The sequence below is a fragment of the Actinoplanes sp. NPDC051343 genome, assembly GCF_044455125.1.
GTDB lineage: Bacteria > Actinomycetota > Actinomycetes > Mycobacteriales > Micromonosporaceae > Actinoplanes.
The window spans coordinates 288,811-309,169 of the sequence record NZ_JBITEL010000003.1; the positions used below are offsets into that span (position 1 = coordinate 288,811).

General features: G+C 71.4%; 14 protein-coding genes. 7 read left to right on the forward strand and 7 right to left on the reverse strand.

Features of this window, described 5'->3' with window-relative positions; translation table 11 throughout:
• Positions 1-56 precede the first annotated feature (56 nt).
• A complete protein-coding gene (locus ACIA5C_RS11945) occupies positions 57-1,427 on the forward strand; it encodes an amidohydrolase family protein (RefSeq protein WP_396053517.1) in 1,371 nt (456 codons plus the stop codon).
• Here ACIA5C_RS11945 and ACIA5C_RS11950 read toward each other — a convergent pair.
• Genes ACIA5C_RS11950 through ACIA5C_RS11970 form a run of 5 tightly spaced genes read right to left on the reverse strand, consistent with a single transcriptional unit; the run spans position 1,333 to position 7,943 of the window.
• Entirely contained in the window at positions 1,333-2,463 is a 1,131-nt protein-coding gene (locus ACIA5C_RS11950) for a Gfo/Idh/MocA family protein (protein ID WP_396053519.1), read from the reverse strand. The genes ACIA5C_RS11945 and ACIA5C_RS11950 overlap by 95 nt on opposite strands.
• The gene (locus ACIA5C_RS11955) at positions 2,460-3,923 is read right to left on the reverse strand and encodes a mannitol dehydrogenase family protein (protein ID WP_396053521.1); all 1,464 of its coding nucleotides are present in this window, start codon (positions 3,921-3,923) and stop codon (positions 2,460-2,462) included. The genes ACIA5C_RS11950 and ACIA5C_RS11955 overlap by 4 nt, the downstream gene beginning before the upstream one ends.
• Positions 3,920-5,206 (reverse strand): enolase C-terminal domain-like protein, encoded by a 1,287-nt coding sequence (locus ACIA5C_RS11960; protein ID WP_396053523.1) that lies wholly within the window; start codon positions 5,204-5,206, stop codon positions 3,920-3,922. The genes ACIA5C_RS11955 and ACIA5C_RS11960 overlap by 4 nt, the downstream gene beginning before the upstream one ends.
• On the reverse strand, positions 5,203-6,639 hold the full coding sequence (gene uxaC, locus ACIA5C_RS11965; RefSeq protein WP_396053525.1) for a glucuronate isomerase: 1,437 nt from the start codon (positions 6,637-6,639) through the stop codon (positions 5,203-5,205). Before uxaC ends, ACIA5C_RS11960 begins: the two co-directional genes overlap by 4 nt.
• 2 nt (positions 6,640-6,641) lie before the next feature.
• Positions 6,642-7,943 carry a Gfo/Idh/MocA family protein gene (locus ACIA5C_RS11970; RefSeq protein WP_396053527.1) on the reverse strand — a complete coding sequence of 434 codons (1,302 nt, stop codon included), beginning with the start codon at positions 7,941-7,943 and terminating at the stop codon, positions 6,642-6,644.
• 240 nt (positions 7,944-8,183) lie between these two features.
• Between ACIA5C_RS11970 and ACIA5C_RS11975 the strand changes: the two genes are divergently transcribed.
• The 6 genes from ACIA5C_RS11975 to ACIA5C_RS12000 all read left to right on the forward strand — a co-directional run bounded on the left by ACIA5C_RS11975 (position 8,184) and on the right by ACIA5C_RS12000 (position 13,679).
• Complete coding sequence (locus ACIA5C_RS11975; protein ID WP_396053529.1) at positions 8,184-9,224, forward strand: LacI family DNA-binding transcriptional regulator; 1,041 nt, start codon at positions 8,184-8,186, stop codon at positions 9,222-9,224.
• Between the two features lie 15 nt (positions 9,225-9,239).
• Complete coding sequence (locus tag ACIA5C_RS11980; protein WP_396053531.1) at positions 9,240-10,583, forward strand: ABC transporter substrate-binding protein; 1,344 nt, start codon at positions 9,240-9,242, stop codon at positions 10,581-10,583.
• A gap of 10 nt (positions 10,584-10,593) precedes the next feature.
• Complete coding sequence (locus ACIA5C_RS11985) at positions 10,594-11,556, forward strand: carbohydrate ABC transporter permease (RefSeq protein WP_396053533.1); 963 nt, start codon at positions 10,594-10,596, stop codon at positions 11,554-11,556.
• Positions 11,556-12,386: a carbohydrate ABC transporter permease gene (locus tag ACIA5C_RS11990; RefSeq protein ID WP_396054319.1), complete on the forward strand. Its 831-nt coding sequence runs from the start codon at positions 11,556-11,558 to the stop codon at positions 12,384-12,386. The genes ACIA5C_RS11985 and ACIA5C_RS11990 overlap by 1 nt, the downstream gene beginning before the upstream one ends.
• A gap of 7 nt (positions 12,387-12,393) precedes the next feature.
• A complete protein-coding gene (locus tag ACIA5C_RS11995; RefSeq protein WP_396053535.1) occupies positions 12,394-12,939 on the forward strand; it encodes a hypothetical protein in 546 nt (181 codons plus the stop codon).
• Between the two features lie 191 nt (positions 12,940-13,130).
• The gene (locus ACIA5C_RS12000; protein ID WP_396053537.1) at positions 13,131-13,679 is read left to right on the forward strand and encodes a DUF1062 domain-containing protein; all 549 of its coding nucleotides are present in this window, start codon (positions 13,131-13,133) and stop codon (positions 13,677-13,679) included.
• Positions 13,680-14,899: 1,220 nt separating this feature from the next.
• Here the strand turns inward: ACIA5C_RS12000 and ACIA5C_RS12005 are convergent.
• Positions 14,900-17,095 carry a putative bifunctional diguanylate cyclase/phosphodiesterase gene (locus ACIA5C_RS12005; RefSeq protein ID WP_396053539.1) on the reverse strand — a complete coding sequence of 732 codons (2,196 nt, stop codon included), beginning with the start codon at positions 17,093-17,095 and terminating at the stop codon, positions 14,900-14,902.
• A 41-nt stretch (positions 17,096-17,136) separates the two neighbouring features.
• On the reverse strand, positions 17,137-20,223 hold the full coding sequence (locus ACIA5C_RS12010; protein WP_396053541.1) for an NACHT domain-containing protein: 3,087 nt from the start codon (positions 20,221-20,223) through the stop codon (positions 17,137-17,139).
• Between the last annotated feature and the right edge of the window lie 136 nt (positions 20,224-20,359).

Consider the following 20,359-nt stretch of genomic DNA (forward strand, 5'->3'; position numbering starts at 1 on the left):
TTGACGCGTCAACTCCACCGTGCTTAGAGTTGACGCGTCAACTCGAAGGAGGACTCATGCGGACCTTGGTACGCGGCGGCACGGTCGTCACCGTCGACCCGGCGATCGGCGATCTGCCTCAGGGGGACGTGCTCGTGGAGGACGGCCGGATCGCGGCCGTCGCGGAACGGATCGACGCGCCGGACGCCCGAGTGCTCGACGCGACGACGATGCTGGTCCTCCCGGGCTTCGTCGACACCCATCGGCACACCTGGCAGACGGCGTTCCGGGGACTCGGCGCGGACTGGACCTTCGGCGAATACCGGGCGGCCGTGTTCGGCACCCTCCGCCCCCACTACCGGCCGGAGGACGTGTACGCCGGCACGCTGCTCGGGCGGCTTGAGGCGCTGCACTCGGGCATCACCACGCTGCTCGACTGGTGCCACTGCGCCGACACCCCCGAGCACGGCGACGCGGCGCTCGACGCCCTCCGCGAGGTGCCCGGCCGGAGCGTCTTCGGATATTCCCCGGCCGAACCCGTGGCGGCGGAGCTCGCGCGCATGCGCGGGCGCCTGTCCGGCGACGACGGCCTCGTGACGCCGGCCCTCGGCCTGCGCGGCCCCCAGATGACGAGCATGGAGGCGACGATCGCCGACGTCGCCGCCGCGCGGGAGCTCGGGCTCCGGGCCAGCGTGCACCTCCACGCGAGTTCACCCGGGACCACGCAGCGCCGGCTGGTCGCCGCCATGCGCGACCGGGGGCTGCTCGACGACCGCACGACGGTCATCCACGGCAACGGGCTGGACGACGACGAGCTGGCCATGATGGCCGACCTGGGTGTCTCGGTGTCGATCAGCCCGGACGTCGAGCTGAAGATGGGCTTCGGCTGGCCCGAGACCGGGCGGATGCTCGCCGCGGGGATCCGCCCGACGCTGTCCATCGACGACTGCCTCTCGGCCGGCGGGGACATGTTCTCGACCATGCGCACCGCCCTCAGCGTCCAGCGCGGCCTGGACACCTCACAGGGGAGGCCGGCGACGCTGAACGCCCGGGACGTGCTCGAGTTCGCCACGATCGACGGCGCGCGGGCCCTCGGGCTCGGCGACCGGATCGGCAGCATCACGCCCGGAAAGCAGGCCGATCTGATCCTGCTGCGGGCGGACGACCTGACGGTGTTCCCGGTCAACCACCCGGCCGGCGCGGTCGTCGCCGCAGGCCATCCCGGCCTGGTCCATACCGTCATCGTCGCGGGCCAGGTCGTCGACCGGAACGGGACCGGCCCGGACGACCTCCGGGCGCGTGTGCTCCGCTCCCGGGACCGCATCGCCGACGCAGCGGGCGGCCTTCCGCCGGTCAGCCGAGCGGCACCCGTCGCACGTACGGGGGCGTCGCCCACGACACCCCCAGCTCCGACGGCAGGGAACCGCTCGACGCGACCTGCCGGATGAGGGCGTTCACGCCGCGGATGACGCGTACGCCGTTTCCGTGGTCCACGTATTTGTCGTCGACCAGGGTGGGGGTCGCGATCTCGGGTTCGGTCAGGGCCTCCAGCACGGCCGTGAAGTCGCGGGTCGCCTCCAGCGGGACCAGCAGAGGCGTGCCGGTCGAGCGGTGGTCGAGCAGATTGGTCAGCAGGTCTTCGCGGCCGGGGACGGTGACCGGGGCCGGATCGCCGGGCAGGGCCAGCCGGTCGGTCGGATATTCGAGTGTCGCCGGCCCGGTCGGCAGCACCGCGTCGATCTGGCCGGCGATGAACTCCTCGCCGGCCAGGGTCACCGCGATCGTCACGGTGAGCCCGCTGTCGAAGGTGACCCGCGCGAAGGCGGTGTCGTCCACCTCGATCGGCCGGGTCCGGTAGCGTTCCACGGCAAGTTGCCGCGGGTGTCCGGCGCCGGCGGCCGACGCGCTGGCCAGCGCCTGCATGACGGCATGGGCGAGCGGGTTGGCCAGTGACCCGTCGATCACCGGCCGCCCGTCGACGTTCCGGCGGCCGGCCCACGGCGCCCGCCGATAGTAGGCGTCGTCGCGCTGCCACGAGGCCAGGGCCGACACCGACGTTGCGGGGCCGCCCGCCACCGCGGCCCGGAACCGGGCCCACGCCTGCGATCCGAGCGCCTGGAAGCCGACCTGGCAGGACCGCCCGGTCGCGTTCAGCTGGGCGGCCAGCGTGCGGTGCGCGGCCAGCGAGGCAACCGGCGGCTTCTCCAGCAGCAGGTCGCAGCCGGCCTCCAGCGCGTCCAGCGCGATCGGCAGGTGGGTGTGCGGGGGAGTGCAGATCACCACCACCTCGGGGACGGTGGCGGCCAGCAGCTCCCGGTGGTCGGTGAACAGGGCGGTGCCTTCGGGCAGGGGAGGATCGGGGTCGATCGGCTGCGGGTCGGCGAGACCGACCAGCTGGACCCGGTCGACCGAAGCGATCTGCCGCCGGTGCCAGCGGCCGTGCCCGTTGGCGCCGATCAGCGCGACCCGAACCCGATCCGTCATGCAGTGTCTCCCTGAACAGCCGACAGCGTTGCGGCCACGCCGTGCCTCGTGAGCGAGGTCAGCCACTCGACCAGCAGAGATCGGACCACGTCGTCGGCGGCCAGGGCCGGGTCGAAGACGGTGTTCAAACCGAGCAGCGCCTCGACTACACCCTCCGGCGTGGACGGCGCGGCGGCAAGCCGTGCCCGGATGTCAGGAGCCAGCGGGTCGTCCAGCGGCAACGAGCGGCCGTCGTCGGCCGTCCCCTGGACGAACCGCATCCACGCCGCGACCACCAGCGCACCCCACCGCGGCACGCCGCCGGCCGCCCGCCGGTCCATGAGCGTGTGCAAAATCCGCTGCGGCAGTTTCTGGCTGCCGTCCATCGCCACCTGCAGCGTGCGGTGGCCCATCGCCGGGTTGGCGAAACGGGTCAGCGCCGACTCGCCGTAGGAGACGACGGTCGTGCCGGGCGGCGGATCCAGGGTCGGTGCGACGTCCGATGCGATGAAGGACCGCAGGACCGCGGAGAGGCCGGGAAGTTCTAGCGCGGAGGCGATCGTCGAATATCCGGCCAGCGCGCCGAGATAGGCGATCGCCGAGTGCACCCCGTTGAGGGTTCGCAGCTTCAGCAGTTCCCACGGCCGCGCGTCGTCGGTCATCACCGCGCCGGCGAGTTCCCACGACGGCCGCCCGCCCGCGAACGAGTCCTCGATGACCCACTGCGAATAGGGCTCGCCGCAAACGGCGGCCAGATCCGAGGCGCCCAGAGCAGACGCGGCGGTCTCCAGCAGCGCGGGGGTCGTGGCGGGAACGATCCGATCGACCATCGTGCCGGGGAACGTCACGCTCTCGCGTACCCAATCCAGCGTGGACCCGGCGGTCTGGGTGACCAGACCGCTCAGCCGATGACCGTTGGCCGGCAGATTGTCGCAGCTGACCAGCGCGATCGGGCCGGCGTCGGCCTTCTGCCGCGCCTGCAGGCCGCGGATGAGCAGGCCCGGGATCGTACGCGGTGAGCGATCCGTCGAAAGGTCGGCGCGCAGTTCGTCGTCCCACAGCACCTGCCCGGTGGCCGGATCGAGGCGGTAGGCCTTCTCGGTCACGGTCAGCGTGACGACCCGGATCCGCGGGTCGGCCAGGAGCTCGACCACCGTCGAGGGAGCGGCCGAGGCCTGGAACGCCCCCGCGACCGAGCCGATGACCCGCGTCGACGTCGACGACGGCCCGAGCGTCGTCACGCTGTACAGCAGGTCCTGCGACGTCAGCGCGTCGACGATCGCCGCCGACCGCGGCGCGACCTCGACGATGCCCCAGTCGCCGCCGTCGGCCGCCATCGCCTCCTCGGTGTAGACCGCCTGGTGGGCGCGGTGGAACGCGCCCACCCCGAGGTGCACGATCCCCGGCCCGAAGGAGCCCGGGTCGACCCGCGGCAACGACGGAGCGGGCAGTCGGCCGAGAGTGGCCCGGGAGAGTCTCATCGCCACGCCGGCCCGTCCGGGAACGAGAATTCGGCCACCGAGGCGGGCTTGATGTCGCTCGAATATCCGGGCGCGGCCGGCAACAGATAACGGCCGCCCCGGGTCCGCACCGGATCCTCGAAATGCTCGTGGAGATGGTCGACGTACTCGACCATGCGCCCGTCGAGCGAGGTGCCCACGCGCAGATAGTCGAAGACGGCGATGTGCTGCACCAGCTCGCACAGCCCGACCCCGCCCGCGTGCGGGCATACCGGCACCCCGAACTTGGCGGCCAGCAGGAGTTCCGCCAGCACCTCGCCGACCCCGGCGACCCGGCACGCGTCGACCTGCATCACCCGGATGGCGTCGGCCTGCAGCAGCTGCTTGAAGATGACCCGGTTCGCGGCGACTTCGCCGGTCGCGACGCGTACGGGTGCGACCGCGCGCTGAATGCGCGCGTGACCGAGAATGTCGTCGGGATGGGTCGGTTCCTCGATCCAGTAGGGGTCGGCGTCCTTCAGGCGGCCCATGTTGTTGATGGCCTCGTCGACGTCCCACACCTGGTTGGCGTCCATCATCAACAGCGCGTCCGGCCCGATCTCGGACCGGATGATGCCGGCCCGCCGCACGTCGTCCTCGATGTCGCCGCCGACCTTCATCTTCACGGCGCGCCATCCGGCAGCGTAGGCCTCGCGGGTCAGCGCCCGGACCTTCTCGTCGGGATATCCGAGCCATCCGACGCTGGTCGTGTAGGACGGGAAGCCGTCGCTTTCCAGCAGTGCCAGCCGATCGGACAGGCCGATCCGGCCCTTGTCCAGAATGGACGCCGCTTCGGACGGCGTCAGCGCGTCGTTGATGTGGTGGAAGTCGACGGCGGCGACGAGTGAGGAGGTCGGCATCTCGGCCAGGAAGCGCCACAGCGGCTGGCCGGCCTGCTTGGCCCACAGATCCCAGACCGCGTTGACCAGGGCGCCGGTCGCCATGTGCAGCACGCCCTTCTCCGGGCCGAGCCAGCGCAGCTGCACGTCGGCGATCAGCGACCGGTGGAAGGCGAGGCGGTCGGCGGCCAGCTCTTCGAGGGTGCGGCCCTCGAGGTGATGGGCGAGGGCCCGCACCGCGGCGCAGGCCAGTTCGTTGCCACGCCCGTTGGTGAAGGTGAAACCGGCACCCTTGAACGGACCGTCGGTCTGCAGCTCCACATAGGTCGCCGAGTAGTCGCCGCGATTGATGGCGTCGGACCCGTCGCCCGCGGCGGCGGTGGGGAAGCGGACGTCGTGCACGTCCACCCGGGTGATCGTCGTCATCGGGCCGCTCCCGCGGTGTCGAGGCGGAAGATCCGCTTGGGCAGGTGGTAGGCGAGGTCGGCCATCGTCTCGGCCGCCTCGTCGAGCGGAAGCCGGTTCTGCAGGACGAGCGAGGCCAGATAGGCGGCGTCGGACCGGCGTGCGATGTCGTGCCGTACCGGGATCGAGCAGAACGCGCGGGTGTCGTCGACGAAACCGGCCGTGTTGTAGAAGCCGGCCGTCTCGGTGACCGCGTCCCGATAGCGGCGCAGGCCGTCCGGCGAGTCGAGGAACCACCACGGCGCGCCCAGGAACAGGGCCGGGTAGCCGCCGGCCAGCGGGGCCAGCTCGCGGCTGAACGTGTATTCGTCCAAGGTGTACAGCACCACGCGCAGGCGTGGGTCCATGCCGTACGCATCGAGCAGCGGCCGCAGGGCGTGCACGTAGTCGGTCGCCTGCGGGATGTCGCCGCCGACGTCGCGGCCGTGCGCCGCGAACAGCTCGGTGTTGTGGTCCCGCACCGCCCCCGGGTGCAGCTGCATGACCAGTCCGTCGTCGATCGACATCCGCGCGAACTCCAGCAGCATGTGCCCCCGGAAGGTCTCCGCGTCGGCCGCCGGCGCGAGCCCGCGCAACGCGCGGTCATAGAGGGCGGCGGCCTCGTCGGCCGAGAGGTTTTCGGTACGCGCGGTCGGGTGCCCGTGGTCGGTCGAGGTGGCCCCGGCGGCGATGAAGGCCTCTCGCCGTTTCCGCAGCGCGGCCAGGAAGCCGGCGTACGTGCCGGTGTCCTCCCCGGCCAGCTCGCCGAGCCGGGCCACCGCCTCGGCCCAGCCCTCGCGCTCGAAGTCGACGACCAGGTCGGGCCGGAACGTGGTGACGACCCGGCCGCCCGGGCCGCCCCACCCGTCGGCCGCCAGCTTCGCGTGCTCGGCGAGGTCGTCGGTCGGCGACTCGGTGGTCGCCAGCACCTCGATGCGGAACTTCTCGAACAGCGCCCGCGGACGGAACGCCGGCTCGGCGATCTTCGCGGCGATCGCGTCGTACATGTCGTCGGCCGTCGCGGCGGAGAGCCGGGTCTCGATGCCGAACACGGTCGTGAAGGTCTGCTCGAGCCAGAGCCGCGACGGGGTGCCCCGGAACAGATGCCAGTTCTCCGCCAGGAGCCGCCAGATCGTGCGCCCGTCCGTCTCGACCGCACCGCCGTCGCGGCGGGGCACGCCCAGCCGGGCCGGTGGGATCCCCTGGCTGAGCAGCATCCGGGTCACGTAGTGATCGGGCACGATCAGCAGGCGGGCGGGATCGCCGAACGGCTCGTCGTCGGCCAGGATGCGCGGGTCGACGTGGCCGTGCGGGCAGAGCAGCGGCAGGTCGCGCACGGCTTCGTGGAGCTCGCGGGCGATCTGTGCCTGCCGCGGGTCGACGGCGAATATCGGGTCCGGTTGTTGGACAGGCACGGTCACCTCTCGGGTAGGTCCAGCAGATCCGCGACGCGGACCGGCTCGTGTGTCTCCAGGGAGCGGTTCGCCGCGAGCCCGGTGAGCAGGGCGAACGCACCGTCGCGGGCGGTCGCCGAGCGGGCCAGCGGGTCGGTCTTGCCGCCGAGCAGCACCGCGGTCATCCGGCTGTCGGCGCCGCCGTGGCCGCCGCGGTCGTGCGGCTGCAGCTCGATCGCCTGCGGCGGCTTCCAGTACGGCCGGAGCGTCAGGGTGACGCCGCCGCGCTCGGGCGGCGCCTCGTCGCCGTGCTTGATGTCGCCGGTCGCCTCCGGGCTGACGTGGTCGCTCTCCACCACTTCGAGCTCCAGCCGGCCCTGGCTGCCGTTGACCATCAGCCGGTAGCCCTCCCAGGGCGCGTACGCGGTGAGGTGGTAGGTCATGGTCGCGCCGGTGTCGTAGCGGACCAGCACGGCCATGTCGTCCTCGATCGTCACGCCGGGGGCGAAGACGTTCTGGTCGCGGAAGTAGCCGTCCTCGCCCTCCGCGTCGAGGTAGAGCTCTTTCAGCCGGGGCTTGGCCGCCAGGTCGATCGCGAACGGGTCGTCGGCGGCGGACGGGCTGCCGTGCGCGCGCTCGTAGTCGCGGGCGTAGCCGTGCCGCTTGCCGTCCGGCCCGTACATGAACAGCCGGCCCTGGGCGTAGACCTCGGCCGGTGCCGCGCCGAGCCACCAGTTGACCAGGTCGAAGTGGTGGCCGGACTTGTGCACGAGCAGGCCGCCCGAGTTGGCCTTGTCGCGATGCCAGCGGCGGAAGTAGTCGGCGCCGTGCCGGATGTCGAGCAACCACTCGAAGTGCACCGAGCCGATCTCGCCGACCGCGCCGCCCGCGAGCAGGGTGCGGACGACCTCGTGGACCGGGTTGAACCGGTAGTTGAAGGCGACCCGGACGTCGCGGCCGGTGCGCTCGACCGCGTCGAGGATGCGCCGGGCCGACTCCGCGTCGACGGTCATCGGCTTCTCGGTGATGACGTCGACGCCGGCCTCGAGTGCGGTCACGATGTGCCCGGCGTGGGTGCGGTCGACGCTGGTCACGAGGAGTTGGTCGACGTGCTCGGCGGAGAGCATCGTGGCCAGGTCGGCGGCGGCGTAGGTCGGCACGGGCGACGCCAGCCACCGGTTGTGGGCGTCCATCCGGGCCTGGTTGGTGTCGGCGAGCGCGACCAGCTGGACACGGTCGGGATGGTCGCCGATGGCCCGCACCCACATCTCGGCACGGGCTCCGGCGCCGACCACGGCGAGCCGGCGTGGTTCGTCTGCGGACAACGGGACCTCCGGTTGCTGTATCCGGATCGTAACTACAAAGGTTTGCAGTGAAGTTAGGGGTCTCGATGAGGAAGGGTCAATCAGCTGCCCGCATTATCCGTCTTCGTCTAGTTTGACGTATCGGGTAAGCGTTTACCTGTCACCTGTTTGCAACGGATCAGCGTTGACATCGATGCAACCGCTTGCATTAATGGGGAACACCGCGTGACCGCCACCACACCGAAGCAAGGAGGCCGGAGCGTGTCAGTCACCATTCGCGACGTCGCTCGGGCGTCCGGCGTGCACATCTCCACGGTGTCGCGCACGTTCTCGGCTCCTCATCTGGTCAACCCCAACACCCGCAGCCGCGTGCTGGCCTGCGCCGAGCAGCTGGGCTACCGGCCCAACCGGGCGGCCCGCGCACTGATCACCGGCCGGACGTACAACATCGGCCTGATCGTGGCCGACATCGCCAACCCGTTCTTCCCCCCGCTCATCAAGGCCGCCGAAAGTCACGCCCGCAAGCACGACCACCACATCTTCGTGGCCGACACGAACGAGGACCCGTTCGTCGAGGAAGAGGTCGTGCGGGCCCTCGCCAAGCAGGTCGACGGGGTGCTGCTGTGCAGCCCGCGCATGAGCAACACCCTGATCGAGCAGCTCAGCCGCGAGGTGCCGCTCGTCGTGGTCAACCGCCAGATCCCCGGCCTGCCCGCCGTGGTGATGGACGTGGCCCAGGGCGCGGCCCGCGCGATCGAACACCTCACCGGCCTCGGCCATCGGCGGATCGCCCTGATCAGCGGTCCCCGAGGGTCATGGACCAGCCGGGAGATCCGGCGCTCGACCACCGCGTCGGCGCGGGCCGGTCGCGCCGAGCTGACCATCATCGGCCCCAACTCGCCGACCGAGAACGGCGGTCTGGCCCTGGCCGAGGACGTGCTGCGAGCCGGTGCCACCGCCGTGCTCGCCTACAACGACCTGATGGCCATCGGCCTGATCGAAGGCCTGCTGGCGGCCGGCGCCCGGGTGCCGCAGGACGTCAGCGTCGTCGGCATCGACGACATCATGCTCAGCCGTCTCACCCGTCCCAAGCTGACCACGGTGGCGACTCCCACCGCCGCCGCCGGTCGGGCGGCCGTCGACATGCTGCTCGCGCACGGCGACGACCGCCGCACCACCGCTCAAATACACCTGCAGACCGAACTGGTCATCCGCGACTCGACCGGGCCGGGCCCGGGTCCGCACAGCCCTGCGGACCCGGGCATCGCGTATGCGCCCGCGACCGGTGGTGTCGCCTCCTAAAAAGGAGTTCGATCCATGTCTCCCAACGCCGGTACGGGTGCGAACGCGCCCGACCAACGTACCCCTGGTTTCCGTCCCACCCGGCGCCATCTGCTGGCCGGTCTGGCGGCCGTGCCGTTCCTGGCCGCCACCGCGGCCTGCGGGGATTCCTCGTCCGGGTCGTCCTCGTCCAAGACGACCGAACTGTCGTTCTTCTGGTGGGGCGCCCAGGCGCGGGCCGATCTGACCGACCAGGCGCTCGCGCTCTACACCAAGAAGCATCCCAACGTGACGTTCAAGAAGACATGGCAGGCCAACCAGGGGTACTTCGACAAGCTGGCCACCCTGGTCGCGGGCGGCAACGCGCCGGACATCTTCCAGATCGACGACAACTACATCGCCGAGTACTCGGGGCGGGGTATCACGCTCGATCTCACGCCGTACAAGCAGAGCAACAAGATCGACTTCTCCAAGTTCCCGGAGAGCCTCTGGAAGTACGGCATGGTCGACGACAAGCTGGCCGGGATGGCGTTCGGCGAGAACACCCAGGGCCTGGTCTGGGACCAGTCGCTGCTCGACAAGTACAAGCTGCAGCCGCCCAAGACCGGCATGAGCTGGGACGACTTCATCACCTGGGCGGCCGGCGTGTCCAAGACCGCCAAGATCCCGGGCACGATGGATCCGAGCGCGATCTACCAGGCCCTCTGGGTCTACCTGCGACAGAACGGCGCCGACCTCTACAAGAACAACCAGCTCGGCTTCGACGAGTCGCACATCAACTCCTGGTTCACCCTCTGGAAGGGCGCGCGCGAGAAGGGCGCCTGCCCCACCCCGGACGTCATCCACGAGGGTAACGCCACCGACATCAGCAAGCAGCTGGTCGTCACCGGCAAGGCCGACACGTCATGGGTGTGGGTCAACCAGATGCCCGAGCTGAAGAAGAACACCAAGGACGACCTCGGCGTCATGGCGTACCCCGGCGACCCGAGTGCCCAGTGGGCGCGCGCCTCGATGTACTTCTCGATCTTCAAGGGCTCGAAGAACAAGGACGCCGCCGCCGACGTGCTCAACTTCCTGGCCAACGACCCCGACGCGGGCAAGATCCTGGGCACCGACCGCGGGTTGCCGTCCAACCTGGACGTCCGCAAACTGGTCGCCGACACCACGACCGACCCCAACATGAAGCAGACCATCGCCGTGCAGACCGACCTCGGCACCCGGTTCGGCCCCAACTCGCCGACTGTCCCGCCGAAGGGCCACAGCAAGGTCAAGACGGAACTGGTCCGCATCGCGGAGGAGGTCACGTTCGGCCGGCAGACGCCCGCACAGGGCGCCGCGGCCTTCGTGACCGCCGCCAAGGCCGCCATCGGGCAGAGCTGAGGGCGCGCCTGTGCTCACGGCGACCACGCCCGCGCCCCCGGTTCCCGCCGCTCAGCGGCGGGGCCGTGGGGCCCGCCGGCGGCGGCAGGACGCGGCCGGCTACATCTTCCTGTCGCCGTGGCTGCTCGGCTTGCTCGGCATCACGGCGATACCCATGCTCATCTCGCTCTACCTGAGCTTCACCGACTACAGCCCGCTCGGTTCGCTGTCCGACGCGACCTGGGTCGGGCTCGACAACTACCGGCGGATGTTCACCACCGACCCGTCCTACTGGCACGCCGTACGCGTCACGGTCGAGTTCGCGGTCATCGCCGTACCCCTGAAGCTGGCCGCCGCCCTGGCGGTGGCCCTCCTCCTCAACCGCACCTTCCGCGGCATCGCCTGGTTCCGCGGCCTGTTCTACCTGCCGTCCCTGCTGGGCGGCAGCGTGGCCCTGGCCATCGTGTGGCGCAGCATGTTCAACCGGGAAGGCGCGTTCAACTCGCTCCTCTCGCTGTTCGGCATCCACGGGCAGCCGTGGGTCAACGACCCCAACTTCGCCCTCGAAACGCTGATGCTGCTGGCGATCTGGCAGTTCGGCGCCCCCATGGTGATCTTCCTGGCCGGGCTCAAACAGGTGCCGACCGAGCTCTACGAGGCGGCCTCGGTCGACGGCGCCGGCGCGTGGCGCAAGTTCCGCAACATCACGCTGCCGATGCTGTCGCCGGTCATCTTCTTCAACCTGGTGCTCGAGACGATCCACGGCTTCCAGGGCTTCACCGCGGCGTTCGTCGTCTCCGGCGGCACCGGCGGCCCGGTCGACGCGACGCTGATGTACACCCTGGACCTCTACGTCAAAGGCTTCACCGAGCTGGACATGGGCTACGCGTCGGCGATGGCCTGGGTCTTCCTCGTCGTGGTCGGCCTCGTCACCGTGGTGCTGTTCAGCACCGGGCGCTTCTGGGTCCATTACTCCGACAGTGAGGCGAAATGATGCGCTCGAGGCTGCGGCTGCTCGTGCTGATCGTGATCCTCGCGGTGGTGCTCTATCCGCTCGTGTGGATGCTCGGCACGTCGTTCAAGTCGCCGCAGGAGATCGTCAGCAACATTGGCCTCGTCCCGAACCATTGGACGCCCGGCAACTTCCCGGACGGCTGGCGGAAGTTCGACGTCGACTTCGGACGGTTCTTCCTCAACAGCGCGATGGTGGCCGTGCTGACGATGGTCGGCAACGTGCTCTCGTGCCTGCTCGCCGCGTACGCCCTGGGCCGTTTGAAATTCCGCCTGCGCGCAATGTGGTTCGCGATCATGATCGGAACCCTGTTGCTGCCCGCACACGTCCTGATCATCCCGCAGTACATCCTGTTCCGGACCCTCGGCTGGGTCGGCGGCTCCTGGCCGTACCTCCCGTTGCTGGTGCCGCATTTCCTGGCCACCGAGGCGTTCTTCGTCTTCCTGATGGTCCAGTTCATGCGGGGCATCCCGCGCGAACTCGACGAGGCCGCGGTCATCGACGGCGCCTCGCCGTTCCGCGTCTTCCGGCACGTGATCCTGCCGCTGAGCCGGCCGGCCCTGGTCACCACGGCCATCTTCTCGGCCATCTGGACCTGGAACGACTTCTTCCGCCAGCTGGTCTACCTGTCCGACCTGAAGGACTACACCGCACCGGTCGCGCTCACCCTATTCATCGACTCGACCAGCGAGGCGTCGGTCGGGCCGATGTTCGCGATGTCTCTGGTGTCGCTGATCCCGGTGTTCCTGTTCTTCATCGCCTTCCAGCGCCTGCTGGTCGAGGGCATCAACACCAGCGGCCTGAAGGGATGAGATCGCGGTGAAACTTCACTGGCGTGATTCGGTGCGCGCGGCCGCGGACCTCGCAATCCTCGGCTTCGCGGTGACGGCCGCTTCGCTGCCGCTGCTCACCGCGGGCGCGGCGGTGGGCACGGCGAGCGAGGCGGTCCGGCACTTCCAGGCGTACGACACGTGGCCGCGCCCGTCCTCGCTGGGCGCGGCGTTCCGTGGCCGCCTGGTGCGCGGCCTCTGGGTCGGTCCGGCCTTCCTGGGCGGCCTGTTCCTCGTCTGGCTCGACGTCCTCGGCCTGCGCCGGGGCGTCGTGCCGGGCGGCCCGGTGGTGCTGAGCGCGGTCCTGGCCGTGGCCGTGCTCGCTCTGGGCTGGGCGGCCCTGGTCGCCGTCCTGGGCGGCCGGCCGCGGGCGGCTTATGCGCTCGCCCTGTCCCGCCCGCCGCTGCTGCTCGCAGCGGTCGGCGTGGTGCTGGTGGCGTTGACCCTGGCGCTGTTCGTGCACCCGGCCCTGGTCCCGCTGCTGGTCGGCTTCCTGCTCTACGCCCTGCACGCCGTGACCGCCCGTTTGCGCTGAACTTCCGGCCGCCCGAAAACCCGTGGCCGGGATCCGTCGGCCGCGGTTAGCGTGCTACCCGAACACGCCGTCCAGCTGAAGGCATGCCGTTGTACGTCCGGTGAGACCTCCCGAGCGCTTTTCCCGCGCGTCGCGCCTCTGCGCCGCGCTCCTTTTCGCTGCGGATCTCTCACAGGAACCGGTATATCGCCGTGCTCAAAAACTGGGCCGTAGTGCCCACCTGCCTGCCACTCGTCCGCCGCCGATGTCCCGGCTGCGGCTTCGGGCGTTTCCGGGCGAGCGGCAAGTTCCGCGTCAACGCCAACCACAAGCTCCTCGACGCCTGGCTCCTCGTACTCTGCAACGGATGCGGGGAGACGGCGAAGCTCACCGTCTTCGAGCGGTCCACCGTGCGATCCGTCCGGCCCTCGCTGCTGGACCGGCTGCATCGCAACGACCCGGGCCTCATCGCCGAGCTGCTTCCGGACCCGGTCGTGCAGCACCACAACCGCATCTCCCTCGACTGGGCGGGCGCTTGGCGTCTCGACACCGGCGGATCGGACCACATGGATGCCGAAGTCGTCGACGTCGCGGTCCGGTTCGCGGTGCCGATCCCGGTGCGGCCGGTGCGGCTGGTCGCCGAGGGTTTCGGTCTCCCGCGGGCCGAGGTCGACCGGCTGATCGAGGAGGGAAAGCTCGTCTCGGCGGCGCGGCTGAGCGGCAAGCTCTCGACCGACTTCACGTTCACGCTGAAGCGTTGAACCGGACCGTCTAAAGTCAGCTGTCCGTTTTGAGCCGTCAAAGGCGACGAGCTCACGGGACACTCCGTTACCCCATGTTCACCTTCTCCTCAGGCGACCTCTCGGTCGGTCCAACAACCATCGATCTCTGTGATCGGCGGCCACCGGGGATGGTGTTCATGGGCCGGAGGTTATTCGCCTCGCGGCCGCCACGGTCCTGGCGGTCGCGACCGGCGCCGCGTCCGTGCCCGAGCCCGCGTCCGAGCCCGCGTCCGAGCCCGCCGCCCCGCGTCCGAGCCCACGCCCGAGCCGGCGTCCGAGCCCGAGCCGGCGTCCGAGTACGCGCTCGAGCTCGAACCCTGTCCCGTGTCCGCGCCCGTGTCCGCGCCCGCGCCCTGCGTCCGAGCTCGCGCCCTGCGTCCGAGCCCGAGCCCGCGTCCGAGCCCCAGCCCGCGTCCGAGCCCGAGCCCGCGTCCGAGCCCGAGCCCGCGTCCCAGCCCGAGCCCGCGTCCCAGCCCGAGCCCGCGTCCCAGCCCGCGTCCGCGGCTGGTGGCCTGTGGCACCGCGGCTCGGCCGGACGCTTCGTCGGCGGCCGGGCCGACCGCGTCCTGCAAAGCGCCGGTGAGGGTGACCGAGGCGACGACGGCTACCAGCACGGCTGGTTGCGAACGCGGACTGGACCTTCACCGGTACTGAGTCGGCGGTGCCCGACCGCGTGGGCCGGGCCGACGGCGGCGGCTGGGTGCCGGTCGACACCACTCTGTACGCCAACGGTGACCGCACAACCTCGCCCATCGTCTTCCCCGAACCTTGGTCGTGCTCCGGCGGCGGCGCCGGAGAGCACGGCTCGCATGGTTACCCGGGCCGCGAGCTGATCTGGACCTGGACCGGCCGGATGCTGCCGGCGCCCACCCAACGGCGCCGTGGCGATCTCTTCCCGACGTCGGGAAGAAGGTCCCTGCGGGTCTTTGACCCGGCGATGCGCGGCTCCTCCTGTCGACTGACACATGTTGACTGAATCAACATGTCGTCCAGTCGATCCAGTCAACAGGTTGCCCGCCCCGGCATCAGATGGCGCCGGCGCGGGAGATCGCCGAACGCTCCGACCGAGGACAACGGCACGCGCACCGGTGGCCCATGTGACGCTGATCGCCGGGGCCGCCGCGCTGATCCTCATCGGGCGCGGCCGATCGTGAGGACCGCGACGGCGGCGCCGGCCATCGGGGCCGCCGGTGGCGACGCTAGGTGGTGACCGGCTCCCGGATCAGGTCGGTCACCGCCGAGGCGGGCAGCGGGCGGGCGAAGTGGTAGCCCTGCGCGTACCGGTAGCCGAGCGCCGACAGGCGCCGGGCCTGCTCCTCGGTCTCGATGCCCTCGGCGACGATGTCGAGGTCGACCGCCCGGGCCAGGGCGATCACCGCGGCCGGCATGGTGGCGCGGGTGCCGCCGGTGTCCTGGGTGAACGAGCGGTCGAGTTTGAGCTGGTCGACCGGCAGTTCGTGGAGCATCGTCAGCGTCGAGCGGCCGGTGCCGAAGTCGTCCAGGGCGATCCGGATGCCCATGCGGCGCAGCTCGGCCAGGTTGGTGACGGCGTCGCCGAGTTCGACCGCGGTGCTCTCGGTGATTTCCAGGGTGAGGCGGGTCGGTGCGATGCCGGTGTCGGCCAGGGTGGCCGCCACCCGGCCGACGAAGCCGTGGTCGGAAAGCTGGTGGGCGGTGATGTTGACGTTGAGGATGAGCGAGTCGGCCGGCCACGCGGCCAGCTGCCGGCAGGCCTCGCGCAGCACCCAGTCGCCGAGCGGGACGATCAGTCCGGTGCGCTCGGCGGCCGGGATGAAGTCGGCCGGTGGCACCACGCCGCGGGTCGGGTGCTGCCAGCGGACCAGGGCCTCGACGCCGCGCAGGTGGCCGTCGCCGAGTTCGACGATCGGCTGATATTCGAGGAACAGCTGGCCGTCGGTGATGGCGCGGTGCAGCTGGGCGCCGAGGGCCGCGGTGTCGGCGACGGCGACCGCCATCGAAGGTTCGAAGACCAGGTAGTTGCTGCCGCCGCCGTTCTTGGCGGCGTACATGGCGATGTCGGCCCGCCGCAGCAGGTCCTCGGGCGCGTCGTCCGGCGAGGCTGCGGCCAGCCCGATGCTGGCGCGCACGAGGAGGTCGCCGACCGGCTCGGCCAGGGCGGCGATCATGCGTTCGGCGGCCGCCGACGGGGAGTCGGTGGCGAGGATGACGACGAACTCGTCGCCGCCCAGACGGGCGACGGTGTCGCCGGGGCCGATCGCCGACGTCAGCCGCTGGGCGACCGCGACCAGCAACGTGTCGCCGGCGCCGTGTCCCAGCGTGTCGTTGACGGTCTTGAAGTCGTCGAGGTCGATCAGGGCCACGCTGACCGGCTGCCCGGCCGACAGCGCGGCGGTCAGCCGGGAGGCGAACAGCGACCGGTTCGGCAGATGGGTCAGGGCATCGTGGGTGGCGCCGTGGTCGAGGCGGCGCAGCAGGCGGGCGTTCTCGCGGAACGCGGTCAGCTGGCGGCTGACGACCAGGCCGGTCAGGGCGACCGCGGCGAGGGCGGCCGGGAGTACGTCGGAGTCGTGCTCGGCGATGCAGAGCAGCAGCAGCGCGTCGACGATAACGATCGCCAGGTAGGGGAGGCGGCTGAACGGGCGGGACACGGCCGCCCGGTGGTGATCGTCGAGCGAGACCCGGCCCTGCACCAGGGCGGCCGCGGTGACGCAGAACAACGCGACCGGGATGGCGATCTGCGGCGTGTTGAGCCACGGGCGGTCGCTGATGAAGCGCTGGCCGACACCACCCGAGGCGGCGAGGAGCAGGCCGAAAACGAACAGCCGCAGCGAGCCGGCGGCGACGAACGCGCGTCCGGCCAGGGCCGCCTTCGCGATGGCGAACAGCGCGAGCAGTTCGAGGGCCAGCACGAAGGTGTTGATGATGACGGTGGTGGTCTCGTCGCTTGCGGTCTCGGCGAGCATCGGCCGGGTCTGGAAGTGCCAGAGGAACACCGCGCCGGCGAGCAGCACCGTGCCGCCGTCGAGCACTATCCGTACGCGGTCGGAGCGGGTCGAGGCACCCAGCGGGAGCCGCAGCAGGCCCCAGAGAAGAACGAGCACCGCGCTGCCGTAGGCCGCCGCGGTCGGAACCGAGATGGTCTGCCGCGGCGTGCCGGAGGCCATCGCGTCGACCGCGTTGAGCGTCACGCCGACGCCGATCAGGACGCAGACCGTGGCGAGGTGCCGCCAGAAGCGGCGGGTCGCGTCCGGCAGCGAACGCCGGCGGGCGACCCGGGCCGCGGCGAGGGCGGGGAAGAGCGTGGAGAGCGGAGCCGCGACCCAGAGGAGCACAGCGGGGTGGACCGGGCCGGCGAGACCGGCCGCGAAGACGGCCACGGCGACAACCGCCGTGACCAGCGAGCCGAACAACATGGCCTCCCTGATCGGCGGGAAGCCGCGGTAGATGAGTGAACTCAGTTCAGTTCGTCGGCGAGCAGCTTGACCTCGGCGACGAACTCGGCCGCCGCCCAGGTGCCGGTCGCGTCCAGCACGCGGTGCACGGCGGCCGGGCTGAGCTCCCACATCACCTGCAGCACCCGCTGAACGACCTCCCGGTCCATGCCGACCAGGAACATCACCGTGGTGAGGACGGCGACCCGGCGGTGCAGCTCCCAGAGGACCAGCGGGAAGTTGAGCGTGGAGACGGCCGGCAGGTTGTCGCGGTCGACGTCGGCGAGCACCCGGAGGAACTCGCCGACCGTCAGCTCGCGGAGCCGGCCGGAGACGTCGTCGCCGAAGGCACCCCACAGGCTGTCGAGCAGGTCGAGCCGTTCGTCGCCGCCCAGCGCGGCCGCCGGGACCTCGTCGAGGATCTCGGTGACCTCGGTGTGCCGGCCGACCGCTTGCACCGCGGCGACCAGCACCGCCTCGGCCCAGGTGGGCGAGTCGGTGGCGGAGGCCGCGTCGGCCGCCTGCAGCAGCAGTTCGGCCAGGGCTTCCGGGCCGGCGGCCGACTGCTCGCCCAGCGCCTGCACGGTCAGCAGCGTCAGCAGGGGAGGGCCGGGGTAGCGCAGCGCGGCGGCCAGTTCCTCGCGTCCGGCGCCGGTCCAGCCGGCGACCACGGTGGCGAGCAGGCGTTCGTCGGGCTCGCCGAACTCCAGCGTCGCGCGCATCAGGCCCTCGTCGATGCCCGCCTCGGCCTCCCCGGACAGCAGCCGGGCCGCCTCGCGCAGCGGATGGCCGTCGATCCGGGGCGCGGTCGTCCAGGCCGCGAACCCGACCAGGTCGACCGTGTCGACCCGGCGCTGCCGGTTCCAGTCGACCAGACCGGCGTAGTAACGGAAGAGGTCGGCGTCGGTTCCGCCGGGGCGGAAACCGAGGCCACGCAGGCAACGGGCGATGCCGCGGCGCCGATCGGGGTCGGCGGCCGCCAGCGTACGGCGTAACTGAGGCACCGCCTCCGCCCCGAGCCGCAGGCACTGACCCCACGCACGGACGGCGACCGCGAACTGGACCTGCTCCTCGCCGTCCCGCGGCGACCAGCCGCTGTCGACCAGCTTCTCGGCGGCGGGCCGCCACAGGTCCGGGTCGTCGCCGCCGAGCGCCGCCCGCAGGGCCGCGCGACCGGACGGCCCCAGGCCGGCGAGCGTCGCCGCGGCGGCCCGGCGCACGCCGTCGGGGCCCTCGGCGAGCGCGTCGGCCAGGGCGTCGACCATCTCCTCACCCGAAGAGTCGCGGACGGCGACGGCTGCGGCGGACGCGGCCTCCTCGCGTACGTCTTCCGCCGCGTCACCCAGGGCGACCAGCAACCGGGCCGGCGCGTCGGCACCCAGGCCGGCCGCCGCCCGGACCGCCGCCCGGCGGACCTGCCGTTCGGGATCGGTCAGCGCCGCATCGATCTGGGCCCGGCCGGCCGCGTCGCCGAAGGCGGCGAACGCCGTCATCACCGCCGCACGCACCCTCGAGTCCTCGTCGGTCGCGTGCCGGGCGACGACCCCGGCCGAGCGTCGCGCCCGGAGCTTGCCCAGCGAGACGATCGCGGCCGCCCGGACCCGGGGATCGTCGTCGTCGGCCAGGTGCACCAGGTCGGCCTCGCGGGCCGGCCGGTCGACGAGACCGAGTGCGGTCGCCGCGGCCGCCCGCAGGCCCGGCTCGGCGTCCGAGGTCCACTCGGCGAGCGCGCGGCACGCCTCCTCGTCGCCGATGTCGGTGAGCGCCGACCAGGCGTGCGCCCGGGGGAGACCCGGCCGGTCGCGCAGCATCGGGCGTAGCGCGGCGACCGCGCCGGGGCCGCCGATCCGGCCGAGCACGAACGCGATCCGCGCCTTGGCCTGCTCGTCGCTGGCCGAGGCGAGGCCGGAGACCAGGGCCGGGACCGCCTGTTCGCCGATCCCGGCGAGCCCGGTCAGCACCGGGTGGAAGGTGCGCCACTCGCCGGCGAACAGGTCGCTCATGGCCCGTTCGACGTGGCGGCGGACCACGGCCGGCCCGGCGACGTAGCCGCGGCCGATCAGCTCGGCCGCATCGGTCCAGTGCAGCTTGGCCAGGAACTCGTCGGCCTGGGCGCTCAGGCCGCTCCAGGCCAGCGCGGTCGACTGCCAGTGCGTGGTGTGGGCCCGGCACCAGGAGAGGAAACCGTCGGCGCCGACCCCGGCGAACGCCTCGGCCAGGAAGTACGACCGGAGCAGCTCGTGCTCGAACCGGACGTGGTCGCCGTCGTGCACCAGCAGCCCGGCCGCGACCGAGGCGGCGGGTAAAGCCTCGCCGACGAAGATCGACACGACCTGGGGCGGGGTGAGGTCGTCGCCCATCTCGTCCGGATCCATCGCGCGGGCCAGTCGGATGTGCGCGTCGATCGCGTGTTCCCAGGGCGGCATTTCCTGGTGATCTTCCCGCTGCTGCTCCCAGACCGTCTCGGCGAGGCGGGCCAGCAGGCGGCCGGCGCTCAGCGGCAGGCGCTCGCCCGGGTGCTGCTCGAACAGGTAGAGCAGGGCGGTCAGCAGGTAGGGGTTGCGGGCCGGACGCGACCGCGGGATCTGGGCCACGAACCCGGCCGCCGGCTCCGGGCCGAGGCGGCGCTCGGCGATCTCCCGGACCTGCGCGGTCGTCAACTCCTTGAGGGTGGCCCGGGCCAGGTCGCCGCCGATGTCGAAATGGTCGGGGCCGGGCGGCCGGGAGGTGAGCACGACCTGGGCCGGGGTGGCCTCGGCGAGCCACTCGGCGAGTTCCTTGAGGCGCGCCTCGGGGTGCGGTCCGAGATCGTTGAGGCCGTCGAGCAGCAGCAACAGCTCTTCCGGCGGCCCCTGCGGGGCGAGGAAGTCGGCGAAACTCTGGCCCTTTTCCCAGCGGCTCAACGGAACCAGGGCGGGCCGGTACGTCGTCGCCCGCCGGGCCAGCCATCGAAGGGCGGTGCTTTTGCCCGAGCCGGGGTCGCCGAGCAGCAGCAACCGAGGGTGTACGGCGAGCGTGCGCTCGAGGTCGTGGAGCGCGCGGGACTCACCGTCGACGTCGACCGGCACGTCGAAGGTCCAGTCGTCGCAGAAGGCGAGCTGGTCCGCCATGTGTGTCGTTCCCGTCGAAGACCTGACCGGCACGTCCGAGAAGAGAATGATCCAACGACGACTACGGGGCACTCGTCCGGACGGTTCAACCTCGCACGGCTCAGCATAGGCTGAGCTGGGCGGGATGGAACGATCT